Here is a 24,354-nt window from a genome sequence, read left to right on the forward strand (position 1 = left end):
CCATGCCACGCCGCTCAATCCTGTCCGCCACCGAGCGCGAAAGCCTGCTGGCACTGCCAGATGCCAAAGACGAACTGATACGGCACTACACGTTCAACGAAACCGACCTGTCGGTGATCCGTCAGCGTCGCGGCGCCGCGAATCGATTGGGCTTCGCTGTGCAGCTTTGCTACTTGCGATTCCCTGGCACCTTTTTGGGCGTCGATGAGCCTCCGTTTCCGCCCCTGTTGCGCATGGTGGCCGCGCAACTCAAGATGCCAGTGGAAAGTTGGAGCGAGTACGGCCAGCGCGAACAGACACGGCGGGAGCACTTGGTCGAGCTGCAAACGGTTTTTGGGTTCAAGCCCTTCACCATGAGCCACTATCGGCAAGCCGTGCATACATTGACCGAGCTGGCCTTGCAGACCGACAAAGGCATCGTGCTGGCGAGCGCACTTGTCGAGAATCTGCGGCGGCAGAGCATTATCCTGCCCGCCATGAATGCCATCGAGCGCGCAAGCGCCGAGGCCATCACCCGTGCCAACCGACGCATTTACGCGGCGCTGACCGATTCTTTGTTATCACCCCACCGTCAGCGCCTGGACGAACTTCTCAAGCGCAAGGACGGCAGTAAAGTGACGTGGCTGGCATGGCTGCGCCAGTCGCCTGCCAAACCGAACTCTCGCCACATGCTCGAACATATTGAGCGCCTGAAATCCTGGCAAGCACTTGATCTGCCCGCAGGCATCGAGCGGCAGGTTCACCAGAACCGCCTGCTCAAAATCGCTCGTGAAGGTGGCCAGATGACGCCTGCTGATCTGGCAAAGTTCGAGGTGCAACGACGCTATGCCACGCTGGTAGCGCTGGCCATCGAAGGCATGGCCACCGTCACCGATGAAATCATCGACCTTCACGATCGCATCATCGGCAAGCTGTTCAACGCGGCCAAGAACAAGCATCAGCAGCAGTTCCAGGCTTCCGGCAAGGCGATCAACGACAAGGTGCGGATGTATGGGCGCATCGGTCAAGCGTTGATTGAGGCCAAGCAAAGCGGCAGCGATCCGTTCGCCGCCATCGAGGCCGTTATGCCCTGGGACACCTTCGCCGCCAGCGTCACCGAAGCGCAAACATTGGCGCGGCCTGCCGACTTTGATTTCCTGCACCACATCGGTGAAAGCTATGCCACGCTACGCCGCTACGCGCCGCAGTTCCTGGGCGTGCTCAAATTGCGGGCTGCGCCCGCCGCCAAGGGTGTGCTCGATGCCATCGACATGCTGCGCGGCATGAACAGCGACAGCGCGCGCAAGGTGCCCGCCGATGCGCCAACCGCATTCATCAAGCCGCGCTGGGCAAAGCTGGTTCTGACCGACGACGGCATCGACCGGCGTTACTACGAGTTATGCGCCCTGTCGGAGCTGAAGAACGCGCTGCGCTCCGGTGATGTCTGGGTGCAGGGTTCTCGCCAGTTCAAGGACTTCGACGAATACCTGGTGCCGGTCGAGAAGTTCGCCACTTTGAAGCTGGCCAGCGAATTGCCGCTGGCAGTGGCCACCGACTGCGACCAATACCTGCATGACCGGTTGGAATTGTTGGAGGCGCAACTCGCCACAGTCAACCGCATGGCTGCGGCCAACGACTTACCGGATGCCATCATCACCACCGCGTCAGGCCTGAAGATCACGCCGCTGGACGCGGCAGTACCAGACGCCGCGCAAGCCATGATCGACCAGACAGCTATGCTGCTGCCGCACCTCAAAATCACCGAGTTGCTGATGGAGGTCGATGAATGGACGGGCTTCACCCGCCACTTCACACACCTGAAGACCAGCGACACGGCCAAGGACAAAACCTTGCTGTTGACGACGATCCTGGCCGACGCGATCAACCTGGGTCTGACCAAAATGGCCGAGTCCTGCCCTGGCACCACCTACGCCAAGCTGTCTTGGCTGCAAGCCTGGCACATCCGCGATGAAACCTATTCGACGGCGCTGGCCGAGCTGGTGAATGCGCAGTTTCGGCAACCCTTCGCCGGCAACTGGGGTGACGGCACCACGTCATCGTCGGACGGCCAGAACTTCAGAACCGGCAGCAAAGCAGAAAGCACTGGTCATATCAACCCGAAGTATGGAAGCAGTCCAGGACGGACTTTCTACACCCATATCTCCGACCAGTACGCGCCCTTCAGTGCCAAGGTGGTCAACGTGGGCATTCGTGATTCAACTTACGTGCTTGATGGCCTGCTGTACCACGAGTCGGACTTGCGCATCGAGGAACACTACACCGACACGGCAGGCTTCACCGATCACGTGTTTGGCTTGATGCATTTGCTGGGATTTCGCTTCGCGCCGCGTATCCGTGACTTGGGCGAAACCAAGCTATTCATCCCCAAGGGCGATGCCGCCTATGACGCGCTCAAGCCGATGATTAGCAGCGACAGGCTGAACATCAAGCAAATACGCGCCCATTGGGATGAAATTCTGCGGCTGGCCACCTCCATCAAGCAAGGCACGGTAACGGCTTCGCTGATGCTGCGCAAACTCGGCAGCTACCCGCGCCAGAACGGCTTGGCCGTGGCGTTGCGCGAGCTGGGGCGCATCGAGCGCACGCTGTTCATTTTGGATTGGCTGCAAAGCGTGGAGCTGCGCCGCCGCGTCCATGCGGGGCTGAATAAGGGCGAGGCGCGCAACGCGCTGGCCAGGGCGGTCTTCTTCTACCGATTGGGTGAAATCCGCGACCGCAGTTTTGAGCAGCAGCGCTACCGGGCCAGCGGCCTCAATCTGGTGACGGCGGCCATCGTGTTGTGGAACACGGTATATCTGGAGCGTGCCACCAGTGCTTTGCGTGGCAACGGCACGGCGCTGGACGACACATTGTTGCAATATCTGTCGCCGCTGGGGTGGGAGCACATCAACCTGACCGGCGATTACCTATGGCGCAGCAGCGCCAAGGTCGGTGCGGGGAAGTTTAGGCCATTGCGACCGCTGCCACCGGCTTAGCGTGCTTTATTTTCCGTTTTCTGAGACGACCCCTAATAAATCCCCCGATTTCTGTTGAAGAAAAAAATCATTGGTTAGGTAAATTAGCCTTTTCCGCTTTAGTCGCGCTCAAGCTGGCGCAGTGGGATGGAAAAGCTGCCCGAAACGCCCAGTCCGAAAATCTTTTTCTGCTTCGCTGGCTACAAACGGCCCTGAAACAAAAACGGTTTCATCGTTGTGTCGTTCATGATTTTGAATGGCTCATTCACCTTGGCCAACAATGGCTAATGACCTCAAAATTAAAATCACGGTTAGAATATCTGTGGCGTTCGTGTTGTTGTGATATTACCAGGCAAAGTGATTTGTTTCGTTTAACCTACGCGACCGAGCTGCTTAAAGATTTGGGCTGGGACAGTGTGGTACTCAGTGAAGACCGCTGGCAAAAACTGATTGCGAAAAAGCCGATAGTCACTGCAATTCCCACCTTCTATGTTACTGCCTCTGCTTTAACCACTGGATTCAGTGATGAAGGAAAACAGATAGACTCGGTGGCGTTTTGGGTGCTGGGTGATAAAAAACAATTTAGCGAAGTCTTCAAACAACACCATCTTTGCGGTCAGTTCGATGAAAATTTGCCACACTATACGTTGTTGTTCTTACTGTAGGGTATGGATTTGCAGAGTTTTTCTCAAAAATACACTTAACGCACAGTTTGTGTATAGTTAGGCTTTAGTCCCTATGAGACTCAGTTGTTCGAAATTTAAGCTAAAAAAGGATATACTCCATGAGAAAAATCAACATAAGCTTAAACGACTGTTTTGGTGAAAAAATCAAAATGATTAGAGAGCGAGAAAAAAATTTTTCTCCAGATATTAATTGGTTTTCTAAAATGGATATTGAACGTTTAGATACATATATGACAAAATTTCAATTCAATTCATTTGAAGAAATTCCTCAAGATATGTCTAATTTTTCATACCCACCTTTTGAGGAAATTAATTTCGAATTACCATCGCTACTCAAGCCTGAACATATAGCTAAACTTCCTCTTCAACATCAGAAAAAACCAATAATAATAGAAGTAGACGGGCTTCTTTTTTTAAAAAACCTTGGGAAAGGTGCTTTTTGTATAGACCCTCGCCGTTGGCACAGAATTAAAACTTACATAGCCCAAGGGAATGTAACTTATCCTGAAGGGTTAAATGATGAGTTTGGTGTTTTTGATGGCCGTCACAGAACTCTTCTATTGATGCAATTATATAAGCGCAGATTTGTGCCTGTTGTCGTAGATGAAAAACAGTCTAAAGAATTTATAGCGGCTGCAAAACGATTGAAAGCGCTAAAATTCTAAATTTTGATAGATATGATGTTAGGATTTCCGAGTTTTTAGTTCCACTAATTGGGGCCCGCTTGGAAAACAGAAAATATCCTACGTTAAGGTTATGTTATATACAAATTGATATCAACTCTAGTTCCAACAAGTTTAAAAACTACAGTGGTAAAGAAAAATGCGTTCCCATTTTTAAGAGGCTAAAAGATGTCAGTAATAAGAGCAATAACAATACAGAATTTTAGAAGCATAAAAGAGTTTAAGTGGCATCCAAAACCTGGGCTTAACTGTATAATTGGCCCAGGTGACACGGGAAAATCCACAATTCTAGATGCTATAGACTTAGCGCTCGGAGCGAGACGAAGTTATAATTTTACTGATGCTGATTTTCATGGTCTAAATACTCAAGAGCCTATCGTGATAACAGTCACTATCGGTTGCCTAGATGGTGAGCTCATGAATATTGATAAATACGGCTTTTTTCTTCGTGGTTTTAACCACACATCACTTGAAATACACGATGAACCACAACCGGGTGATGAAACAGTTCTTACCATTAAACTAATAGTTGATCAGGATTTATACCCAGACTGGCGCTTGTACTCAGAAAGAGCAGAAAGTGAAGGTTTAGAGAAGCGTCTGCAATGGAAGCATAAAGAGTTACTAAGCCCAGCTAGACTTGGAACTACTACATATCAACACCTCGCTTGGGGTAACAGCTCTATCCTCAATAAACTCTCAGAAGATACCCTCGATGTTTCAGCAACACTTGCAGAATTAGGAAGACAAACTAGACAACACTTCGCAGATCAGCAAGTTGATGGTGTTAATGATGTTCTATTAAAAGTACAAAAAATCGCAAATGGATTGGGAGTACCAGTCGGTAAACTTAAAGCGCTATTAGATGTCAATGGAGTATCCCTTTCAAACGGCGCTATAAGCCTTCACAATGATGACAATACCCCTTTACGTCAACTAGGCACTGGCTCATCTAGATTGCTTATTAGTGGGTTACAAAAGGCTGCAAGCAAATCAAACATTATTTTAGTTGATGAAGCAGAATATGGGCTAGAACCATATAGAATAACTCGTTTGCTAAATGAGTTAGGTTCCAAAGATACACAGCCAACTCAGCAGGTGTTCATTACTACACATTCACCATATGTTCTCCGAGAGCTACAGGCTCAACAATTAAATGTATTAAGAAAAGTATCTTTAGCTACTCAAGTTTTTGGTAATACCCAAGAATCTCATAAACTTCATAGCCTTGAAGGAAACGATGAGCAACAATCGACTTTGCGTGCTTGCGCTGAATCATTCTTCAGTAAAGCTGTAATCGTTTGTGAAGGTAAAACAGAAATTGGATATGTTCGAGGAATTGATCTTCACAATCAAAGCACGAATTACCGTAGTATTAACGCATGTGGTGTCCATTGTGCCGATGGCGGTGGAGATAGCATGTTCGTAAGAGCGGAAATTTTTGCTCAATTAGGTTATCCCACCGCCATATTTAAAGACTCAGACAAAGCTCAGGAACATGTAGGACCTTCTCAACTGGCTGCGAGTAAAGGCATCGCTATCTATGAGTGGGGTAATAATTCTGCAACTGAAGATGTGCTTTTTATGGCTTGTCCGGCTCAGGTGATTCCTCAATTACTGGCTATTGCAATTCAGCGAAAAGGCCAAGCAGCAATCGAAGACCATATTATTGCTCACTCACAAAACCAAATAACGCTTGATGTTTGTCTAAATCACTTTCAAGAGAGTTATCGAGCGATTTTAGCCAAAGCTGCAAAAAAAAAGTCATGGTTCAAAGATATCGAACCAGCAGAAACGTTTGCACGGAATGTGATTGCTCCCAATTATGCTCAATTTTCAGAAGCTCTCACAACTACGACTAACCAACTGTTTCGATGGGCTCTAGAGCAAGGTGATTGATAATGAGCATAGAAGCAATTTTCGATAATGATGTTGGCTCTATAGTGGCTCCGGCAGGGTGCGGTAAAACCCAGTTGATCACTGATACTCTGGTGATAAAACCAAACAAGCCATATCTTGTCTTAACTCATACGACGGCAGGTGTAGCCGCTCTAAAACTAAGGTTGAAAAAATTATCTGTCCCAACAAAGAACTTCTTTGTTACAACAATAGATGGTTGGGCTTTGAAATTAGCAAAAAACTTTCCTGTTTCATGTCCTATACAAACCTCTCCTGAAAATCCAAAGGCATTCTATCCAGAGTTAAGAAGAAGTGTTCTTGCGTTACTCCAAAATGGGAACGTAAACGACATTCTAAGAGCATCATATTCACGACTACTTGTTGATGAGTACCAAGACTGTAACTTGGTGCAACATCAGGTAGTAACAGAGCTATCGTCATTAATTCCGACGACAGTTTTCGGCGATCCGATGCAGTGTATATTTAACTTCGCAGGAAGGATGCCTGACTGGAACACAGAGGTTCAAGCAAGGTTTCCTCAAATACATGAATTAACAGTACCATGGAGGTGGAATAATGCTGGTTCCCATGGTCTTGGACAGTGGGTACTCGATTGCCGAAATATATTGATCCAAGGTAATAAAATAGATCTTTCGACATGCCCTGGTTATGTTCACCACAAGCCATTGTCCGGTGTTGCAAGCACTGACTTACAAGCTCAACAAGCTGCTCAATATGATATTTTTAATAGAGCTCAAAATGAATCTTTGCTCGTAATCGGTGATTCAATAAATGCAAGATCTAGGCATAAATATGCTCAAAGTAGTAGGAATATTGATGTCGTTGAGCCAGTGCAACTCGACGATGTAGCTAATGCTGCTCGCTCTTTTGATAGTGCGCAAGGCATAGATTTGGTTGATGCCATTCTTACCTACTCGGGTGAGATGATGACCAATGTGCAAAGGCCACAGACCCTACAAAGATTACGCACTATTCAAGCAGGGAGAAGTCGAATACCTATCACTTCACTGGAGACTGCTCTCCTCAATGTTCTCCAGAATAGCTCTCGCAATAATATTCTGACGGCTTTGCTGCAATTAGAGTCTAAACAAGGAGCTAAAGTTTATCGCAAGGCTGCATTTTCAGCGCTGAAAGACACTATTTCACTTTCAAGCTCTATGCCTGACCAGACCATATTGGACGCCGCTTCATCAATTCGTGAGCAACTCAGGCTACATGGCGATCGACGAATATCTCGCCGCGCAATTGGATCGACACTGCTACTGAAAGGGCTAGAGTGTGATCATTCACTAATTCTTAACGCTGATAACATGAATGCACAACATCTATACGTTGCTTTATCAAGAGGGGCAAAATCAACAACTGTTTTTTCTCAAAGCAACCTGATTGGCCCATAACCATTTAATGGGGTGTTTTGACTTAAAGAACGGTTTGTCTGATTGATTCTTAAAACGCTTTTAAAAACATAGCGTTATAATGGTTTGTTAAAATTAAAAACTTAATATTCAACATACTAATCAACTGAATATTAAGCTTATTTTTAATTTCTTTATTTCATAAATTCAATGCTATTAATTTCATCCTCTGTTAAAGGTAGAAATTCTTCCATGCTGTCGGCTACACTGTGTGCATAAGCACTAATATCCTCTTCATCGACTTCACCTAAGCTATTCCTCATGCTCTCTGCAAACTCTTCGATATTATTGATAATATTAGCATGCAAGCTCGGATCTGCTTTAATAGCGGGGTTCAGTGATGAGGGGAAACAGGTTAACTCAGTAGAGTTTTGGGTGCTTGGGGAGAGAAAACAATTTAGTGAAGTAATCAAACAGCACCATCTTTGTGGTCAGTTCGATGAAAATTTGCCACACTATACGTTGTTGCTATCACGTTAGGATGTATCATATCTACAGCGTCATACACTTTAGGTAATAAACGCTCACGTTTGCGATTGGCTAAAAAATCGTAATAGCGGATCATCTTAAAATGCCGTGGTGGGTATAGAATGGGATTCCTGCGTAGAACCCATTCTGATTTATTTATAGCATAGAATAATGTAGAATTTATTGTGTTGTATTCGAAGGTTTTTTACATCCTAGTTCTATAAGTGCATCAGTAATAAATGGAAATGCTGGTTGTTGCCATGGATTAATATAATTTGGTTTTAGGCTTGTTACTTCAAATTTTGTTTTATTTTTATTGTCATAAACCCATCTCTTTGTCGTATTTATTTCTTCATACTTATCAATCTGATATTTGATGTTATCAAGAATATCTTTTAATGAGATGGATGGACAGTTCCCTGTTCCTTTTGTTACGTACTGCTGCGCCGCTTCCAAAAATCCCAAACAGTGAGAGTATTCGTTGCTTGAACCTTTTTGGGCTCCATTATTACAAATTTTGACCAAATCTTGAATTGATGGTGCTGCATAATAGGTGGCTTTTGGTGTATCTATGTACTTGCTGATGTCACCGAATAGTTGAGAGTCAATAATTGATGTGTTTTTACTTAATACTATTGAAGGAAAAAAAAACATCGAAAATAAAATATAACTAATTGATATGTTAGGTTTAAGCATAATTTTATTTATCCCAATAAGTGAGATGGTGTTAGAAAAACTCTTTCTTAACTGAAGGTATACAATGTTAATCTAAAAATGCACAGTATAACATGGAGTTGGATTTTTACCGTACATGGCTAGGAATCTATGGTCACTCCTTTTTTGCAACACAGATTTTGAAGATATTGTTGGCTTGCATGAATCTATACGGCGTCTGAATCCGCACCTAATGAACCTTGTAAAATTGAGCTGCATTGGCTCCTGAGGGCCAATGGAACGAAAACGTACGCTAATTAGTGTACGTTTTCCGAATGGTTGGCAGTTATCGCAGCTACCCTGTCACTGCCCCCTGAATTGTTTGTCACTTAGACATTAATGAGTGTCAATTTTGTTTAATCCCATGCCCGTTTGGTGAATAGGGTTAACATTTTTCGTGATTTGACTGACATGATGACCTGGACGAAAAGGAATGTGATTTTTTATTTATAGTCAATGTGTCCACTAATTCATTGAAATCGTGCGATTAAATACATCTAGATAGAGTGTGAAAATGCAAATTAGACTTCACTCGAACATTGAGAGTCGAAAAACGGACAGAAAATCGATTCTGCGTTATGAGGGGTTTGAAGCCTAACCGTACGAGATCGTACGCTAAGTTTATTTTTTTAGCGGGTTTGGCGAGTAAAGAAAACGAGGGTTTTGTTTACTCTTTTCATTGATGGCAGTATCCATCAGTTTCAGACACTTCCGACGTTAATAAACTCGGTAATCAAAGTAAATCTATTCGACAACATAACGGCTTTATAGACTTAAAATCATATAGTTACTTCCTTAACGTACGTTTCCGCACGGTTAGGCTTCAAACCCCGATTAAGGTCCCATCAATGAGAAATATGCATAAAAAAAACATCAAATTAATGGTGTCGGATTTTTCGGCGGTTCCGGCGTGGAACCCCTTAATGCAGTTTACCCAGAAGGGTTTACGGGTGACACCATCACAGATGCGATTGCTGAGTTCGAAAAAACCTTAATCACCCCAGACTCTCCGTTTGATAATTGGTTAAGAGGCGACAAAACTGCGTTAACCGCACAACAGCTCCATGGTTACCAGTTATTTAAAGAGAACAAATGTGCAACCTGCCATGGTGGCGTGATCTTAGGTGGTCGTTCCTTCGAACCTCTGGGCCTGAAAAAAGACTATGAGTTCGGTGAAATTACCGCACAAGATATTGGTCGCATGAATGTCACCTCTGATGAGCGCGATAAGTTACGCCAAAAAGTCCCAACACTACGTAATGTCGAGCTAACCGCGCCATACTTCCACCGTGGAGATGTGGCTACCTTAGATGAAGCAGTGAAACTGATGCTACGTTATCAAGTCGGTAAAGAACTGCCACAAAAAGATGTCGATGATATTGTTGCCTTTCTTGAAAGCTTAACGGGTGTGTATACACCATATGTACAACAAGGTGAATCACAACAGTAAATATCAATAGCTAATTGATATGAAAAACCAATAGCACCGCTCAAATAATAGCGGTGCTATTTTTTTATTTAAAACTGCCGTATAGGCTACCTACAACCCCGACTTAACCTATATTCAAAGCAATTCACGTTATCGCGTATCTATTTCCCACTGTGTTATTACTTAAACGATCCCAGTTTCCCAATTTATACGAAACAATGTTAACTATCTCAAAGTTTTCATTGAATGGTATTTAAAAGGTATTATTAAGTGGTATTGTCATTGCTGTACCCTACAATACCTATAATTAGCCGTATAAAGGAATGAAAGATGAAAAAAACAACAGCAAAACTCTCATTCATGATGTTCATTGAATGGTTTATATGGGGGGCTTGGTTTGTTCCCTTATGGCTATTTTTGAATAAAAGTGGCTTCACCCCTTCTCAAATAGCATGGTCTTACGCCTGTACAGCCATTGCTGCAATTATCTCTCCCATCCTTGTAGGCTCAATTACTGACCGATTTTTTGCCGCGCAAAAAGTCCTGGCGGTACTGATGTTTGCAGGGGCAGTCTTTATGTTTTTCGCAGCTCAGCAAACTGAATTTTCTAGCTTTTTCCCTCTACTCTTGGCGTATGCATTGACTTATATGCCAACCATTGCGCTCACCAATAGTATCGCTTTTTCCAATGTGGAAGATGTGGAACGTGACTATCCTCGTATTCGTGTAATGGGGACTATCGGCTGGATTGCATCAGGCATTGCATGTGGATTTTTACCTTCCATGATGGGCTTTGGTGATATTTCTGCGACTAATATCCCGCTCTTAGTGACAGCCGCTAGCTCCGCTTTACTGGGCTTTTTTACCTATTTCTTGCCAGACACCCCACCAAAAGGAACTGGCAAAATGAGTATTAAAGTCATGCTCGGATTGGATGCCATTGTGCTGTTAAGAGACCGTAATTTCTTAGTATTTTTCGTGTGTTCATTCCTCTTCGCCATGCCTTTAGCTTTTTACTATATTTTTGCTAACGGCTACCTTACTGAAGTTGGGATGAAAAATGCCACCGGATGGATGACCTTGGGGCAATTCTCTGAAATCTTCTTCATGCTTGCTTTGCCCTTCTTTACTAAACGTTTTGGTATCAAAAAGGTATTACTTCTTGGTTTAATCACTGCAGCTATCCGTTATGCTTTCTTTATCTATGGCGATGCAGACCACCTATTCACCTACGGATTACTCTTCCTCGGTATTTTATTACACGGTGTTAGCTACGATTTTTACTATGTCACCGCATATATTTATGTCGACAAAAAGACGCCTGTGCATATGCGAACAGCGGCTCAAGGCTTAATTACTCTCTGTTGCCAAGGCTTTGGTAGCTTACTGGGTTATAGCCTAGGTGGGCAAATGATGGAAAAACTTTTTTCTTACGGTGAACCTGTCAACGGCCAGACCTTTAACTGGGCCGGTATGTGGGGCTTCGGCGCTGCTATGATCGTCGTAATCACGGTTGTTTTCATGTTGATGTTTAAAGAGTCGAGCCGTGATATTCAAGAAATTGATATTAATAAAAGTGGCATAAAACCCACATCCAATTAGTTAAGCAATCATTAATTAAACGCCTTTATTGACCGACTGCCAACACATAAGGGCGCTGTTTTTAGCCAAAATTGAAGGAATTATAATGAACAAAGAGAACCGTATTTTAGGCACGTTTTATGGCCAAGCCTTAGGTGATGCAATGGGAATGCCTTCTGAATTATGGCCTCGCTCTCGTGTTAAAGCACATTTTGGTTGGATAGACCGCTTCTTACCTGGGCCAAAAGAAAATAATGCAGCTTGCTACTTCAATACGGCAGAATTTACAGATGATACCTCAATGGCGCTCGCACTTGCGGACGCGATTATAGAATGTGATGGCAAAGTGAGTCCTGAACTTATTGGCCGTAATATTTTAAAATGGGCAGAGCAATTTGATGCCTTTAATAAAAATGTCTTAGGGCCGACCTCTAAAATTGCATTAAAGGCAATAAAACAAGGGACTCCGATTTCTCAGTTAGAAAACAATGGCATGACAAATGGTGCCGCAATGCGAGTTTCCCCACTCGGTTGTTTGCTGCCAACTCATTCTATTGATGAATTTATTGATGAAATTACACTCGCCTCATCGCCAACGCATAAATCGGATGTGGCAATTGCGGGGGCGGTCGCTATTGCTTGGGCAATTTCTAAAGCGATAGATGGCGAAAATTGGCCGCAAATTCGCGACCAATTACCTGCTATTGCGAAGCTAGCACAAGAAAAGCATGTCACAACCTTTAGCCCATCAATAGCTGCACGTATTGAACTTGCTTTACACACGGTGAAAAACACGATTGGCACCGAGCAAGCAATGGAACAGCTTTATCAACTCGTTGGCGCTGGTACGAGCACCATTGAGTCAGTTCCTGCCGCCATTGCTATGGTTGAATTAGCGGAAACTGATCCCAACCGCTGTGCCATTCTGTGTGCTAATTTAGGGGGAGATACCGATACCATAGGGGCAATGGCCACCGCCATTTGTGGCGCCCTCCATGGCGTTGATGCCATCGATAAACAGCTCAAAAAACAATTAGATGATGTGAATCAACTTGATTTTACACAGTATAGCCAAGCCTTTATGGCATTGAGAACTGCAAGAGAAAAAGCTTATGAAAACTGCTGAACTTATTGCCCATCTTCCATTGCAAGCAGAGCATCGTCCTGTCTGCCTGATTGGCGCTGCCGTTATTGATGTGATTGCAGATGCATATTCACTGCCTTATCGCGGAAGTGATATCGAATTGCACCAGCAGAGTGTCAATATCGGTGGATGTGCTCTGAATATTGCGGTGGCCTTGCAGCGTCTTGGTATCCAGTCTCTCAATGCATTACCTATTGGGCAAGGTGTATGGGCAGATATCATCCGCAACCAACTCAATAAAAAAGGTGTGAGTTCCGTTATAGAAACGAATAAAGGTGATAATGGCTGGTGTTTAGCCTTGGTTGAACCCGATGGAGAAAGGACATTTCTTTCAATTAGCGGTGTAGAAAACCAATGGGAACGCCAAACCCTAGATGAATTGCCAATTACATCTAACACTATCATCTATCTTTCTGGCTACCAACTAGCCGCAAAATGTGGCGAAACTCTGCTTTCATGGCTGGAGTCGCTCTCCGATAACGTCACTTTATTTATCGATTTTGGCCCTCGGATCGCCGACCTTTCGAAAACACAATTATTACGATTAATGGCTTTAAAACCAATCATTTCGTTGAACCGCCAAGAAGTCGAACATATCGTCACATTATTCCCTGATATCGCGCATCAAGGAATGGATACAGAAGCATTAGCCAATATTTGGCATTCTCAATTTTTAGTTCCCGTGATTGTTAGAGTCGACAAAGAAGGCGCGTTCTTTCAAGAAAGTGGTCGTTCATCAGGCTGGGTGGCACCATTTGAAACCACCGTTGTCGATACCATTGGAGCAGGAGATAGCCATGCAGGAGGCGTGATTGCGGCATTGGCGTCCGGCTGGGCACTAGAAGACGCCGTGTTACTCGGAAATGCTGTCGCATCCTATGTAGTTAGCCATCGCGGAGGGGATTGTGCGCCTTCGTCTGAGCAACTCACCGCATATTTACAGCAATATTAATCATCAGAGAAAAAAGAGGCCTAGCCTCTTTTTTACTCTTCAGAGACAAATACATACATATCACTGCGACACTGATTAAAACTGTATTCAATGGGCACATTTTTATGGTCGAAAGCCACCTGCTTAATCACTAAAATAGGTACGGTCTTTTCCAATTTAATGTGCGTTTGGAAGTCTTCATCTGGCATTCGAGCACTCACCTTGCTCTTTGTTCGTGTAGGATAAATATTTTGGCTGCGAAAATAATCGTACAAAGATAAGCCAATATCATCGACATCACCAATCAGCCCAATAGGAACATATGACTCCTCAATAGAGACCGGCTGTTCATCCACATAGCGAATACGTTTTAACATAAATACATTACTATTGATGGGGAGCGCGAGTGACTCTGCCACCTCCTGTGAACAAGGCACGATACTTTTATTGACCCAAAGTGTGTTTGGTTTTTTTCCAAGTAAAACAACTTGCTGTGAAAAACCTTTAGCTTCTTTGAGTGAATACTCAAACTTATCACTAATTTGGGTGCCATAACCTTGTGACCGAATGATAACGCCTTCTTGTTCAAGTAGCTCTAACGCTTTTCGAACGGTAATACGTGACACCCCTGTCTGCTGACCTAATTCCCTTTCACTGGGTAGCATATCACCTTGATGCAAAACCCCTGTTCGCACAGCAAATTTCACCGTTTCAGCAAATTTTACATACAAAGGTGTATTGTCTATTTCAGCAAGACGGGTACAAAGTTGTTGGATCAGAGATAAATGCGCATCATTCATATTGAGTTAGTCACCTAAAAATCGCAGCAATAATCAATAGTACCACTATCCATAGATTTATTGCAGGCAATTGAATTAGATAAATTTATTACCAATGAAAAACAGAATGCTACAGGGTACTATTTCTGGTGAGGTACACGTTTTTCTCTGATATAGGTAAAGTCAATTGCTGTTGATACCCATCCAGTGTTTCTTTCGATAATATCGCCAATGCGCGGTAAAAATCGCTGTTAGCCGAATCTATCAATACTTCGAGAAAATGTGCCGACCAAGGTAATAAGTGCCAAGCGAGCAACTCTTCTAAATCCGCTCTGCGATTTTGCTCAGCCAGCCAAGCCGCTAACATCAAAATCAACCCAAAGTGGTCTTCAGGCTCTTTTTGTGTCGTTACGGGTTCAACACCTTTAATACGCATCCACTGACGCAATTCAACGGTTGAGTCGCCAAAAACAATCTTTTCTTTATCTAGCCAAACCGAACCCCAAGGGGGAGCAGGTAAAGCATAAGGCCCAATAAACAAGCGCTGCCACGCTTCACTCAGTGGTTCATTCCCCTGAGCACTGGATTGCAAAAGCTGGCTAATTTTTACTAAGGAAGGTAAAGCAAATGGCCATTCGTTATGCCAAGTCAGCTCCTGTAAAATCGCGATAATTTCTGCATTGTTTTCATTCTCTGGGGAGAAATAAAATAAAGATCCCAAAACCCGCCCTGTCACTGCGACGTGTTCAAGAAAGTGCGCTTGTTGCATATTGATTGTCTCTGAAATTATCAGCGCAGGGAAATCACACCCTGCGCTGAAAGTTTACTAATTAAGCTACAGCCATGCCGACTGTCATATGTAAACCATAGAATAGCCCACGACCGATAAATTCACCAACCAGTACCAGCACGGTACCAAGAAGTAAGCTCAAAACCGAAGGCTGATTTTGTCGCACAACAGGCAAAATCCATAACAACAGCCCAATACTTGTCACCACGATGCGTACCACTTGTAAAACACCAAAGTCAGGGACTAAATCCACAGCTTTCTGTACTGAGGTGGTGATAAGCGCAATCTCACCACTTTGCAGTAGTACTGATGCAATAGTCACGATATAAGCAACGACACTAATTGCCGCTAATTTACCACTATTAAATGGAAATTTAGCAACTCGTAATAGTAAAGTACCTAAAATTGGCCCCACAACAAACAGAGTCATAAAGAAGCCGATAGTGGTATGTGGCGTGTTCCATGTCGGTACTGTGCTTATCATATAAACTCGTGTCATTGCCCAAACAAATAGCAATCCCATCAACATGGTGATGATTAACCACACCTTATCGAGTCCTGTTGGCATCTTTTTGATTGCGGATAACAACCACCATAAGCCACCCAAAGCAAAGAAAATAGAGCCGAATAACACTTCGTTACTCAGTGACGAGGCAAATACACGGTTCATCGAGTTAAATGCACGCATCGGTGAGCCCATATGCATCATAGAAGCGAGAAAACCTAAGCCCATCAATACCCATAATGCCAACATCGCATTCACAATACGCTGTTTTTGGGGTTTATCGTCTGTCGATAACCATGCAAGCCCCGTTACAATCACACCACCTGCAATACTTTGGCCTAATACCGTAAATAAAATTAGCGGCCATTCATGTAATCCATTGCCCATGTTATACCTCCCGAGGATTGGCTAAATGGCCTGTCGTATCATTGACAGGGCGACTATTGGCATTTGGTTTAATGACAAGATTGGGCTTGGTATAGTGCGCTTCAGGTAGTGGCGCAATCTCGGCCAAATTGCCATGTTTTTCACGTAATTCATCAATGGGGCCAAAGTCTAATGCACGCAATGGGCAAGACTCGGCACAAATCGGTTTTTTACCAACTGCAACACGCTCATAGCAACCATCGCACTTGGTCATATGTCCTTTTTCGCTATCAAATTGCGGTGCACCATATGGGCAAGCCATATGACAATAGCGGCAGCCAATACACACGCTTTCATCTACAACGACAAAGCCATCTTCACGTTTGTGCATCGCGCCGCTTGGGCACACTTTGACACAAGCAGGGTCTTCGCAGTGGTTGCATGAAATCGACAAATAATAACTAAATACGTTTTGATGCCACACACCGTTATCTTCTTGCCAATCTCCCCCTGCATATTCATAAATGCGCCTAAAATTCACCGCAGGAGATAAATTTTTGTAGTCCTTACACGCTAACTCACATGTTTTGCATCCCGTACACCGTGCGGAATCAATATAAAAACCATATTGTGTTGTCATGATTTATCCCCCTATACCCTTGCCACTTCAACCAAATTACTGTGTTGCGGATTACCTTTCGCTAACGGTGACGGGCGTTGAGTGGTCAGGACGTTTAGGCTACCACCATGGTCTACCTTGTTTTCATCAGGTGCGTACCAAGCCCCTTCCCCCATTGCGACAACGCCTGGGATGATGCGTGGAGTCACTTTGGCAGTGATCTGTACTTCCCCTCTATCGTTGTAAATTCGCACCATGTCGCCATCTTTAATATTGCGACGTTTTGCATCAATAGGGTTGATCCACATCTCTTGTAAACAAGCCGCCTTGATCACATCAACGTTACCGTAGGTGGAGTGAACTCGTGATTTATAGTGAAAACCACTCAATTGCAGTGGGTATTTTTCGGTGAGCTTATCATCATGGCTTTCAAAGCCTGGGGAATACATTGGAAGTGCTGATATCAAATCACCTTCCGCTAGAGTCCATGTTTTCGCAATATCCGCTAAGCGAGATGAATAGATCTCAATCTTTCCTGACGGGGTATTTAATGGATTACCAATAGGGTCTTCACGGAAGGCTTTGTGTGCTACAAAATGCCCTTGCGGGTCCATTTTTTTATAAATTCCTTGCTGCTGGAATGTCTCAAAATCAGGTAGCTCAGGTAACTTTTGTCGTGAGATTTCATACAAATGGCGTAGCCACTCTTCTTGGGTTCGCCCTTCGGTGAATTTCTCTTCAACGCCCATGCGACGCGCAATTTGTGTACACATTTCATACACTGTTTTACTCTCAAAACGCGGTTCGATAGCTTGGCTGGCGAAAATGACATACCCCATATTACTGGCGGCACCATCCAAACAAAAATCCATTTGTTCAGAGGCGGTGCAATCTGGTAGGACTAAATCCGCATATTTCGCTGAGGCGGTCATATGGTTATCAATCACTACTATCATTTCGCATTTTTTATCATCCTGAAGAATGTCATGCGTTTTATTAATATCAGAGTGTTGATTAATTAAGCTGTTGCTGGCGTAGTTCCAAATAAACTTAATCGGAACATCCAGTTTATCTTTGCCGCGTACGCCATCATGAGTTGCGGTCATTTCTGGGCCGCGCTCTATTGCATCAGTCCATAAAAATACGGAAATGCTTGCTTTGACTGGGTTTTCTAACGTTGGCATCCGCTCAAATGGAATATCATAATTCCCTTCACGAGCCCCTGTATTACCACCATTGATGCCAACATTACCGGTTAAAATCGGTAACATCGCAATCGCACGTGCGGTTTGTTCACCATTCGAATGACGTTGCGGCCCCCAACCTTGGCTAATATACGCAGGTTTTGCAGAACCGATTTCACGCGCGAGTTTAATGATTTTATCAGCCGGAATACCGGTAATCTGCGCAGCCCATTGTGGTGTTTTTTCTACGCCATCATCCCCTTGGCCTAAAATATACGCTTTATAGTGGCTGTTTTTCGGGGCATCTGCTGGCAGGGTTTTCTCATCATAACCTACACAATATTGGTCTAAGAAGGGTTGATCAACCATATCTTCAGTGATCAACACATGGGCGATCCCTGCCACTAATGCGGCGTCTGTTCCTGGGCGGATTGGGATCCACTCATCTTCACGCCCTGCTGCTGTATCAGTATAACGCGGGTCGATCACTATCATTCTTGCATTAGAACGCTCACGAGCTTGTTCTAATTGATAAGTAATCCCACCACCGCTCATACGGGTTTCTGCAGGGTTGTTACCGAAGAGAACCACCAGCTTTGAGTTTTCGATATCGGAAACGCTATTACCCGCTCCGCTACCATAGGTATACGGCATTGCACAGCTGATTTGTGCCGTACTGTAGGTTCCGTAATGGTTTAAATAGCCGCCCATACAGTTCATCAAACGGGCGATGGGTGAATTCGCTGGCGGCCATGAACGTGCGACTGTGCCACCTAATGTGCCAGTACCATAGTTCAAATACACTGCTTCATTACCATAATCGGCAATAATTCGTTTTAGGTTACCACTGATTAGATCGTAGGCTTCATCCCAACTGATTTGTTTGAATTTACCTTCACCACGCGCCCCAACGCGCAACATTGGGTATTTCAAGCGGTCAGGGTTATAGACACGACGGCGCATTGAGCGACCACGTAAACAGGCTTTAACTTGGTGATTATTGCCGTAAACATCATCTCCGGTATTATCGGTTTCGACATATTTGATTTCACCATCAACCACATGCATACGCAGTGGGCAGCGACTCCCACAGTTAACAGTACATGCGCTCCAAACTATTTTCTCTTCAGGTATGGTTGTTTTGGATGCGGTTTCACTGGTATTAGCAACACTATTAAAAGGTAAACTTAGCGCTCCACTTGCAAGTGCGAGTCCCCCGACGGTACTGGTTTGCATTAGCTTCCTGCGGCTGATCTCCGATTGGAGTACTCCCTCAGATAATGCTTTACTCATATCTGCCTCACTTTACATTGCTTCAGCGTTTTAAAATGGTTTTCTGAAATTTATTTTTATCTTTAATTTATTTATCTACTCTCAAAGACCATTCTATCGCTGAGGCTTGGTAGGGCATTGTGCACGATCAACAATCCAATACAAATTGTGTGGTTTTGATACGTTATATCGAGTCATTCAAGCCAGACTAAAATTAAAATAATTATTTTTAATATTTAATTATGAATTAAATTGAAATAAATATAATTCCATTCTTCTTTAACTTGAGTTTACTGTTTTTCATTTATTTCCGAGTCTCTATCCATAAAAAATCCCCTTAAACGAAAATTGACTAAAGCGTTTAAGGGGAAACATAGAAACTAACCTTATCTAGTGACTTTTTTCTTTTAACAGCACTCAAAACTGACAATTACGCCGTTAACCCACCATCTAAGACCAATGTTTGCCCGGTTAGGTACTGGCTGTTATTACCAATCAAAAATTCAACTAGCTCTGCCACTTCTTGAGGTTGCCCTAAGCGACGTAAAGGGATGTTTTGGCACATAGCTTTTAATTTAGCTTCAGGCATTGCACGGGTCATATCACTATCAATAAGCCCCGGAGCAATACAATTCACACGTAATCCAAAACGCCCAACTTCATGAGCCAATGAACGCGTCAACCCCATCATCGCCGATTTACTCGCCGCATAAGCTGTTTGACCAATATTGCCTTTTAACCCAGTAATTGATGACATCAATACGATTGAGCCACTCCCCGCCATCAACATGGCAGGTAATAATTTACGGTGCCAATTCATCACGGAAATGACGTTGTTCTCTAGCACGTCTCGCCAGATTTCAGCATCTTGATGAATATGTAAGGCATCCCTAGTGATACCTGCATTATGAATAATCGCCGTAGGCGCTCCAAATTGTTCCAATAACGAGCTAGAAAGCGCATCAACTTGGGCTTCATTTTTACCATCACACGGGGATCCTTTCACCCATGTATCTAAATCGGGGTTTTCAAGATTCGCTTGAGTTTCATTAACACCATCAACGCTACGCCCAGTAAAAACCACATTCCAATGGCGTCGCAATTCGCTAACCAGTGCAAGTCCAATTCCTCGGCTTCCTCCCGTCACGAGTATCCATTGATTATTTGCCATTTTAAGATTTCGACTCCTTATCAATATGTTCACACAACGCTTTCACCGAAATTTCTGGATGTTCTAGGAAAAATTCCGCATCTAAAGCAACATTAAAGTCACGTTTAACCAGCACCATAAGTTCAACATAATCTAAGCTATCGAACTCTAACTGGACTAAAGTCATCTCCGCATTCAGCTCTTCTGCTTCTAAATCTTTTGCGTCACAGATCATGTCACTAATTTTGGTATAAATTTCTTGATATTGGCTCATTTGTTTTATCCTTGCATTCTTATTGAGTTATTGAATTAACTTTCAATGTTATTGAATTATTTATTATTTTTTCTCTGTAACGAGCAGCGATACTAATACTCACTAATCGACCACTCTCACTATCGGCGATCACTAAGGCCGGCAAAATACGTAGGTAAATAGGCTCAGGAGAGGTGATAGGAACCCATTTAGTCAGAAGTTCACGGTCAAACACCACCTCTTGATGGGTTTGTACGATAGGATAACGGCAAAAAATATCTTTCAATGTTGAGCCGACCGGCAGCCATTGTGCGATCTCTTGTTGTTCAAATAACGAGCTATCATGAATTAAGTACCAGAACAAAACTGCGTCAATAAACTGCCATTCATACATTTCGTTGGAAAACTGAGAAAATATTGACTGCAATTTCACCATCTCTGCGGCCGAAATCGTTATCTCATTGGCGATTTCATGTAATACAGGTGGAGGACTGTTCGACAATTGGCAAGTTAAGCAATTTTGTTGTGTATCAGAAGAAAGTAAAGCTACAGACCCCGCTTTATTTCGTGCAACTAATTGATAATCTTTATCGTTCCACAGGGGATTACGCAGTCGCACAACACATTTGATAAACTCAGGGGCGGTAACCTCTTTTGAAGCCAATAATGGATGATTTAATGATTCACTCGCGAATTGTTTCACATCGAGTAATGCACGCATGCCATGCACACTCAGTTGATCTCCACCCTTTGCTTTGACCCATTCAAGGTCGAAATGAATCGGGTTATCATCACCAGAAAATGAGGCCCACTGTTTTGCATCCTCAAGGGTATAGCGTAAAGTCCTCATGACGCTTTCTCTAAAATCAGTGCCGCATTTGCCCCACCAAAACCAAAACTTAGGTTTAATGCACGCTTAACTTCACCAATGCGGTGTTCATTAGGGATATAATCGAGGTCACATTGCGGGTCCGAGTGGTGCAAGTTCGCAGTTGCAGGCATCACACCATGCGCCATCGCTTGCAAGCAAATAATGGTTTCAAAGCTGCCAGCAGCGGCAATTAAATGTCCCGTATAGGATTTCGTACTGGATATTGGGACTTGGTAAGCTGCCGCACCTAATGCCTTTTTCAATGATTCTGTTTCATTTAAGTCATTAAGAGCCGTTGAGGTTCCATGGGCATTGATATAATCGAGAGATTCAGGAGCAGCTCCCGCTTGTTGTAAAGCCATTTCAATGGTTTTCACTCGGGCAACACAATCTTCTGCTGGTGATGTAAAATCAAAGGCATCAGAAAAATTCGCATACCCTGTAATCTCGCCCAAAATGGTGGCGCCACGAGAAATAGCGCTCTCACGCTCTTCTAAACACAACACGGCCGCACCTTCAGAAAGGACAAAACCACTGCGATCTGCGCTAAATGGGCAACTGGCACGAGTCGGGTCTTCCGCTTCACGTGTTAAAGCACCAAGAACATCGATATTCCATACAGCACAATCTGTCCGCAAGGACTCCCCTGCACCAGCGAGCATCATATCGGCTCGTCCATGACGAATCGCTTCAAAAGCATCACCAATCGCAATAGTGCCTGTCGCACAAGCCGCGATGGTGGTATTTTGATATCCACGCAAATTCCAAAACTGGCTGCAAGCCGCCGTTGTCACATTTGGCATTGCATAAAAACAGTTGAAAGGCGAGGTCATCCCTGTCGCTTCAAATTCACTTACTGACATATAACTTTCATCAAGCCCTGCCCATCCTGTTCCCATAATGACACCGCACATCAGTGGGTCATAAAAATCAGTTAATGGCGTGCCTGCGAAGGCCATATCCATGGCTTCCCGCGCTGCCCCCAAGGCTAAACGCGTATGGCGTGGTAAACGACGACGAATAGCCGCGGGAACCCCTTTTAAGCTAGGTTCATTATCAATAAGCCCTAAAAAATGACTGTGGATATTTTGCGCGGTTTTATCAACGTAACGATAACCGAGCTTTTTATCCATAATTGCTTGCCAACATGCCGAAGCCGTATCACCCAGAGGAGTGACAGCCCCATAGCCTGTGACAACAACGCGTTTAAAGTGAGATTTTTGGTTCATAATGGGTTGTCCTCCTGTCGAGCGCTACCGCCACCTTGTGCTAGCCAAAGTTGTAGCGTTGCATAAAGATAATCGTATTGATTTTGCGCTAATGAGTTCTCAATAGTTAAAAGGTCATCTTGCGCATTAAGCAGTGTTTGATAATCCACAGCACCGGCTCTGTAACGGCTGTTGGTTAGTTTTAGTCGCTGCTGGCTAAGTGATAATGACTGCTGCAATTGCTGACGAATTTCATCCGCGGCAAAACGGGCCTCCATCGCATTATCGACTTCTGACAAGGCGGTATAAGCCGCACTACGAAATGCCACCGCAGCTTGTTGCACTTGTAAGTCGGATTGTTCAATGGTCAATTTCACTGTGTTCCACTGAATAAATGGCAAAGAAATCGAACCCCCAACAACCCGTGTCGGGTCACTAAACCATTGAGAAAACAGCTGGCTACCCGCATTAAGCGCACCTTGCAAAGACAGTGTCGGGTAGAAGCTCAATTTAGCAGCGTCAGAATCAGCAAGCGCGGAACGTAAACGTGACTCGGCGGCTTGAATATCCGGCCGCTGTGCTAATACGGCCAACGGTGTCGCGTTAAGAATTTCAATCCGTTGATTTCGATTAAGTGCGCTAAGCTCACGCACATGTTGCTCTGCAGGGCGGTTTAACAATAGTGCTAATGCATTACGGGAACTATCACGCTCTTTAATGAGTCGTCGCAATTCATTTTTTCGACTAATCACCGTTTGCTGTGATTGTAAAAAATCCAGCTGGCTAACTTTTCCTGCCAAATACCATGACTTAATTTGCTGCTGACTTTTTTCTGCAATCTTTTGGCTTGCTATCAGGTTATCAATCTGTTGATTTAACAGCGCATTATTCCAATATAATTGTGCTGTCGTATTAATAACCACTAATGCTGTTGCATGGTAATCCTGTTCGGTTGCTATAGCTTCCCACTCATTCTTTTCACGAATACGTGCCAGTTTTCCCCATAAATCGATTTCATAATTTAAGGTTAGGTTTGAGCTATAGCTTTCTTGAGGGGAAGTGCCATGGCGAATGGATTTCGTATTACTTGCTGAGCCGCCAAGGGAGAAATCCGGGGTTATATTGGTATTTGCTAACCCAGCAGTACTTCGCGCAAGCTTTAATTTAATTGCCGCGGTAGCTAAGTCATTATTATTTTCTAGTACCTGATTGATCAGTTGGGATAGTTGAGGATCTTTAAACTTATCCCACCAATTTCCAGCAACATTCCCCCCCTGCACTGACGTAATCACGTCATTCGCACCAGATTGGCGTATTTTATCATCCCACTTCTGAGGCAATGTGAGTTCAGGGCGTTGGTATTCGGTACGCGTAAAACTGCCGCAGCCATTAAGCAAAAATAAAGCAGAAATAATATAAAGTGATTTGATAT

Annotated in this window: 21 protein-coding genes and 1 pseudogene; 9 read left to right on the forward strand and 13 right to left on the reverse strand. The window is 44.1% G+C overall.

The window, feature by feature from the left end; all coding sequences use genetic code 11:
- Positions 1-2: 2 nt before the first annotated feature.
- From FVA69_RS18950 to FVA69_RS18970, 5 genes are all read left to right on the forward strand, one after another.
- Entirely contained in the window at positions 3-2,975 is a 2,973-nt protein-coding gene (locus FVA69_RS18950) for a Tn3 family transposase (RefSeq protein WP_001138073.1), read from the forward strand.
- 113 nt (positions 2,976-3,088) lie between these two features.
- A complete protein-coding gene (locus FVA69_RS18955) occupies positions 3,089-3,619 on the forward strand; it encodes a DUF2913 family protein (protein WP_238789316.1) in 531 nt (176 codons plus the stop codon).
- A 119-nt stretch (positions 3,620-3,738) separates the two neighbouring features.
- Positions 3,739-4,305, forward strand: coding sequence for a hypothetical protein (locus tag FVA69_RS18960; protein WP_238789268.1), 567 nt, complete (start codon positions 3,739-3,741; stop codon positions 4,303-4,305).
- A 186-nt stretch (positions 4,306-4,491) separates the two neighbouring features.
- On the forward strand, positions 4,492-6,222 hold the full coding sequence (locus tag FVA69_RS18965) for an ATP-dependent nuclease (protein ID WP_140172934.1): 1,731 nt from the start codon (positions 4,492-4,494) through the stop codon (positions 6,220-6,222).
- 2 nt (positions 6,223-6,224) lie between these two features.
- Positions 6,225-7,640 carry a UvrD-helicase domain-containing protein gene (locus FVA69_RS18970; protein WP_094962749.1) on the forward strand — a complete coding sequence of 472 codons (1,416 nt, stop codon included), beginning with the start codon at positions 6,225-6,227 and terminating at the stop codon, positions 7,638-7,640.
- 152 nt (positions 7,641-7,792) lie between these two features.
- On the opposite strand, the gene FVA69_RS18975 is transcribed toward FVA69_RS18970, so the two are convergent.
- From FVA69_RS18975 to FVA69_RS18985, 3 genes are all read right to left on the reverse strand, one after another.
- The gene (locus FVA69_RS18975; RefSeq protein ID WP_180359560.1) at positions 7,793-8,071 is read right to left on the reverse strand and encodes a hypothetical protein; all 279 of its coding nucleotides are present in this window, start codon (positions 8,069-8,071) and stop codon (positions 7,793-7,795) included.
- On the reverse strand, positions 8,068-8,223 hold the full coding sequence (locus tag FVA69_RS18980; RefSeq protein ID WP_164529214.1) for a hypothetical protein: 156 nt from the start codon (positions 8,221-8,223) through the stop codon (positions 8,068-8,070). Before FVA69_RS18980 ends, FVA69_RS18975 begins: the two co-directional genes overlap by 4 nt.
- Positions 8,224-8,306: 83 nt before the next feature.
- Positions 8,307-8,822, reverse strand: coding sequence for a hypothetical protein (locus tag FVA69_RS18985; RefSeq protein ID WP_125894902.1), 516 nt, complete (start codon positions 8,820-8,822; stop codon positions 8,307-8,309).
- Between the two features lie 946 nt (positions 8,823-9,768).
- Here FVA69_RS18985 and FVA69_RS18990 point away from each other — a divergent pair.
- The 4 genes and pseudogenes from FVA69_RS18990 to FVA69_RS19005 all read left to right on the forward strand — a co-directional run.
- Positions 9,769-10,290, forward strand: a pseudogene (locus FVA69_RS18990) (cytochrome-c peroxidase); the annotation flags it as partial.
- A gap of 309 nt (positions 10,291-10,599) precedes the next feature.
- Positions 10,600-11,871, forward strand: a complete 1,272-nt coding sequence (locus FVA69_RS18995; protein ID WP_004907714.1) for a nucleoside permease — start codon at positions 10,600-10,602, stop codon at positions 11,869-11,871.
- 85 nt (positions 11,872-11,956) lie between these two features.
- The gene (locus tag FVA69_RS19000; RefSeq protein ID WP_164529215.1) at positions 11,957-12,976 is read left to right on the forward strand and encodes an ADP-ribosylglycohydrolase family protein; all 1,020 of its coding nucleotides are present in this window, start codon (positions 11,957-11,959) and stop codon (positions 12,974-12,976) included.
- Positions 12,963-13,946 (forward strand): PfkB family carbohydrate kinase, encoded by a 984-nt coding sequence (locus FVA69_RS19005; protein WP_164529216.1) that lies wholly within the window; start codon positions 12,963-12,965, stop codon positions 13,944-13,946. The genes FVA69_RS19000 and FVA69_RS19005 overlap by 14 nt, the downstream gene beginning before the upstream one ends.
- A gap of 32 nt (positions 13,947-13,978) precedes the next feature.
- Here the strand turns inward: FVA69_RS19005 and FVA69_RS19010 are convergent, their stop codons facing one another.
- From FVA69_RS19010 to FVA69_RS19055, 10 genes are all read right to left on the reverse strand, one after another.
- Positions 13,979-14,725: a GntR family transcriptional regulator gene (locus FVA69_RS19010; RefSeq protein ID WP_004907708.1), complete on the reverse strand. Its 747-nt coding sequence runs from the start codon at positions 14,723-14,725 to the stop codon at positions 13,979-13,981.
- 109 nt (positions 14,726-14,834) lie between these two features.
- A complete protein-coding gene (gene dmsD, locus FVA69_RS19015; RefSeq protein ID WP_164529217.1) occupies positions 14,835-15,473 on the reverse strand; it encodes a Tat proofreading chaperone DmsD in 639 nt (212 codons plus the stop codon).
- 61 nt (positions 15,474-15,534) lie between these two features.
- Positions 15,535-16,386: a DmsC/YnfH family molybdoenzyme membrane anchor subunit gene (locus tag FVA69_RS19020; protein ID WP_109912772.1), complete on the reverse strand. Its 852-nt coding sequence runs from the start codon at positions 16,384-16,386 to the stop codon at positions 15,535-15,537.
- Position 16,387: 1 nt separating this feature from the next.
- Entirely contained in the window at positions 16,388-17,005 is a 618-nt protein-coding gene (locus FVA69_RS19025) for a DMSO/selenate family reductase complex B subunit (RefSeq protein ID WP_004907698.1), read from the reverse strand.
- Between the two features lie 11 nt (positions 17,006-17,016).
- Positions 17,017-19,461, reverse strand: coding sequence for a DMSO/selenate family reductase complex A subunit (locus FVA69_RS19030; RefSeq protein WP_109912774.1), 2,445 nt, complete (start codon positions 19,459-19,461; stop codon positions 17,017-17,019).
- 409 nt (positions 19,462-19,870) lie between these two features.
- Positions 19,871-20,611, reverse strand: a complete 741-nt coding sequence (locus FVA69_RS19035) for an SDR family NAD(P)-dependent oxidoreductase (RefSeq protein WP_004907691.1) — start codon at positions 20,609-20,611, stop codon at positions 19,871-19,873.
- A 1-nt stretch (position 20,612) separates the two neighbouring features.
- On the reverse strand, positions 20,613-20,864 hold the full coding sequence (locus FVA69_RS19040; RefSeq protein WP_004907686.1) for an acyl carrier protein: 252 nt from the start codon (positions 20,862-20,864) through the stop codon (positions 20,613-20,615).
- A gap of 19 nt (positions 20,865-20,883) precedes the next feature.
- Positions 20,884-21,693 (reverse strand): MaoC family dehydratase, encoded by an 810-nt coding sequence (locus FVA69_RS19045; protein WP_109912776.1) that lies wholly within the window; start codon positions 21,691-21,693, stop codon positions 20,884-20,886.
- Positions 21,690-22,943 carry a beta-ketoacyl-[acyl-carrier-protein] synthase family protein gene (locus FVA69_RS19050; RefSeq protein WP_109912777.1) on the reverse strand — a complete coding sequence of 418 codons (1,254 nt, stop codon included), beginning with the start codon at positions 22,941-22,943 and terminating at the stop codon, positions 21,690-21,692. Before FVA69_RS19050 ends, FVA69_RS19045 begins: the two co-directional genes overlap by 4 nt.
- A complete protein-coding gene (locus FVA69_RS19055; protein ID WP_164529375.1) occupies positions 22,940-24,352 on the reverse strand; it encodes an efflux transporter outer membrane subunit in 1,413 nt (470 codons plus the stop codon). The genes FVA69_RS19050 and FVA69_RS19055 overlap by 4 nt, the downstream gene beginning before the upstream one ends.
- Positions 24,353-24,354 lie beyond the last annotated feature (2 nt).

The organism is Providencia sp. PROV004, from assembly GCF_011045615.1.
GTDB classification, from domain to species: domain Bacteria; phylum Pseudomonadota; class Gammaproteobacteria; order Enterobacterales; family Enterobacteriaceae; genus Providencia; species Providencia rettgeri.